4 protein-coding genes are annotated in these 2,803 nt (G+C 72.9%); all 4 read left to right on the forward strand.

What is annotated here, in order from left to right; all coding sequences use genetic code 11:
• The first annotated feature begins 188 nt into the window (after positions 1-188).
• Positions 189-377 (forward strand): hypothetical protein, encoded by a 189-nt coding sequence (locus SACHA_RS0109375; protein ID WP_019809175.1) that lies wholly within the window; start codon positions 189-191, stop codon positions 375-377.
• 138 nt (positions 378-515) lie between these two features.
• Entirely contained in the window at positions 516-1,940 is a 1,425-nt protein-coding gene (locus SACHA_RS0109380) for an NAD-dependent malic enzyme (RefSeq protein WP_019809177.1), read from the forward strand.
• Positions 1,937-2,530 (forward strand): cyclic pyranopterin monophosphate synthase MoaC, encoded by a 594-nt coding sequence (gene moaC / locus SACHA_RS0109385; RefSeq protein WP_019809179.1) that lies wholly within the window; start codon positions 1,937-1,939, stop codon positions 2,528-2,530. The genes SACHA_RS0109380 and moaC overlap by 4 nt, the downstream gene beginning before the upstream one ends.
• A partial coding sequence (locus SACHA_RS0109390) for a MogA/MoaB family molybdenum cofactor biosynthesis protein (protein WP_028663032.1) occupies positions 2,527-2,803 on the forward strand: 277 nt, incomplete at its 3' end. The genes moaC and SACHA_RS0109390, both read left to right, overlap by 4 nt.

Raw genomic sequence — 2,803 nt, forward strand, 5'->3', positions numbered from 1 at the left:
CACGCCGGAGTCGGCGGGCGGCGGGGTCGCGAGGTCGCGCCGGTCGCGCAGCAGCGCGGCCAGCTCGTCGTCGGGACGCGAGCTCAGCCAGTCCGCGAGGGAGACAGCGACCATCGTCACCACGATATCCGTCGGCCGGGCCCATCCGGCACACTGTGGTCAGTCGTTGGTCGAGTGAGGAGGACACCGTGGCGAAGGCGGGCAAGCGGAACCGGATCGACCCGGAGTGGCCGGAGGCGGGTGGCGAAGCGCACCCGGTCTCGGAACTGGCGGCCGCCCGGCAGGGGGCGCTGTCGCCGTACGGGGACGACATGACCTTCCCGCTGGAGCGGGTGCCCTACGAGCACCCGGAGACCGAGATCAACAAGTCGGCGTAGCCGCGGGCCCGTCGGACACGGGACCGGCCCGACGGGGCCGAAGTTACTGGTCAGTCACCCCTCCGCGCCGGGAGTCGAGGCCCCGCGGGGATAGGCTTCCCCCGTTCGTCGGTCGATCTCGATGCGGGGGTGCCTGTCATGCCGGTTCCCGGGCCCGGTTACTCGATCACCGTGCGGCTGGCGGCTCCGCCGTCGGCCAGCGCGGCCGGTGACCTGACCACGGCGGTCGGCAGGGTCGGCGGGGTGCTCACCGCGTTCGACGTGGTGGAGTCGCACGCCGACGCGATCGTCGTGGACATCACGGCGAACGTGTCGTCGGCCGACCACGCCGACGACATCACCTCCGCGCTGGACGCGCTGCCGGGGGTGCGGGTGCGGAAGGTCTCCGACCGGACGTTTCTGATGCACCTCGGCGGGAAGCTGGAGGTCTCGCCGAAGGTCGACCTGCGCAACCGGGACGACCTCTCCCGCGCGTACACCCCCGGGGTCGCGCGGGTGTGCCAGGCCATCGCGGCCGACCCGGAGAACGCGCGCAGGCTGACCATCAAGCGCAACACCGTGGCCGTGGTCTCCGACGGGTCCGCCGTCCTGGGCCTGGGCAACGTGGGCCCGTCGGCGGCGCTGCCGGTGATGGAGGGCAAGGCGGCCCTGTTCAAGAAGTTCGCCGGCGTGGACGCCTGGCCGGTGTGCCTGGACACACAGGACACCGAGGAGATCATCCGCACGGTGCGGGCGCTGGCTCCCGGGTACGCGGGCATCAACCTGGAGGACATCGCCGCGCCGCGGTGCTTCGAGATCGAGGCGCGGCTGCGCGAGCAGCTCGACATCCCCGTGTTCCACGACGACCAGCACGGCACGGCGATCGTGGTGGTCGCCGCGTTGCGCAACGCTCTGCGGGTGGTGGGCAAGCCGCTTCAGGAGTGCCGGGTCGTGGTCAGCGGGGTCGGTGCGGCGGGGTCGGCGATCATTCGGCTGCTGCGCCGCAAGGTGCCCGCCGACATCGTCGCGGTCGACATCGACGGTGTCGTCCACCCCGGCCGGGAGGGCCTGGACGACAACCTGCGCTGGGTCGCCGAGCACACCAACGCGCACGGGATGACCGGGACGCTGCACGACGCGCTGGTCGGTGCGGACGTGTTCATCGGGGTCTCGGCCCCCGACCTGTTCGGGGCCGAGCAGGTGGCGACCATGGCCGACGACGCGGTGGTGTTCGCGCTGGCCAACCCGGACCCGGAGATCGACCCGCTGGAGGCCCAGCGGCACGCCGCCGTCGTGGCCACCGGGCGCAGCGACTACCCGAACCAGATCAACAACGTCCTCGCCTTCCCCGGCGTGTTCCGCGGGCTGCTCGACGCGCACGCCCACCACATCGACGACGGGATGCTGGTGGCGGCCGCCGACGCGATCGCCGACGTGGTGGACGATCGACTCAACGCGTCGTTCATCGTGCCGAGCGTGTTCGACGCGGCGGTGGCCCCGGCCGTGGCCGAGGCGGTGCGGGAGGTCGCCCGCGGTGGCGAGGTGTCCGGGATCACCGCGGACGCCGTAACCTCGACCGCGTGAGCGGACAGGACGGCGCGCAGCACGCCACGCAACAGCACGCCACGGGACAGCGCGAGACGGGACAGCGCGAGACGGGACAGCGCGAGACGGAACAGCGCGGCACCGCCCCGGACGGACGGCTCAGCCACGTCGACGAGTCGGGCACCGCGCGGATGGTCGACGTCTCCGGCAAGGACGTCACGGCGCGGACCGCCGTGGCCCGCGGGACACTCCGCACCACGGCCGAGGTGATCGGCCTGCTGACGGCCGGGGAGCTACCCAAGGGGGACGCGCTCGCCACGGCCCGCATCGCCGGGGTGATGGGCGCCAAACGGACCTCGGAGCTCATCCCGTTGTGTCACCAGATCGCGCTGTCGAAGGTCGACCTCGACTTCGACCCGGGCCCGGACCACGTCGTGATCACCGCGACCGCGCGTACCAGCGACCGCACCGGGGTCGAGATGGAGGCGCTGACCGCCGTGGCCGTCGCGGGCCTGACGTTGCACGACATGGTGAAGGCCGTGGACCCCGCCGCCGCACTCGACGAGGTGCGGTTGATGGCCAAGGACGGGGGGAATTCCGGGGCCTGGCGGCGGGAGGAGAACCGATGAAGCGCACGGCGCGGGTCGTCGTCGCGTCCAACCGCGCGGCGGACGGCGTCTACGCCGACACGACCGGGCCGGTCATCGCCGACTGGCTCGCCGCACGGTCGTTCGAGGTCGCCGAACCGGTCGTGGTCGCCGACGGCGCGCCGGTGGAGCGGGCCCTGCGCGGGTTCGTCACCGACGGCGTCGATCTGGTGGTGACCACCGGGGGCACCGGCGTGGCACCCACCGACCGGACGCCGGAGGCCACGGCGGCGCTGCTGGACCGCGAACTGCCGG

This window comes from Saccharomonospora halophila 8 (genome assembly GCF_000383775.1).
GTDB classification, from domain to species: Bacteria; Actinomycetota; Actinomycetes; order Mycobacteriales; family Pseudonocardiaceae; genus Saccharomonospora; species Saccharomonospora halophila.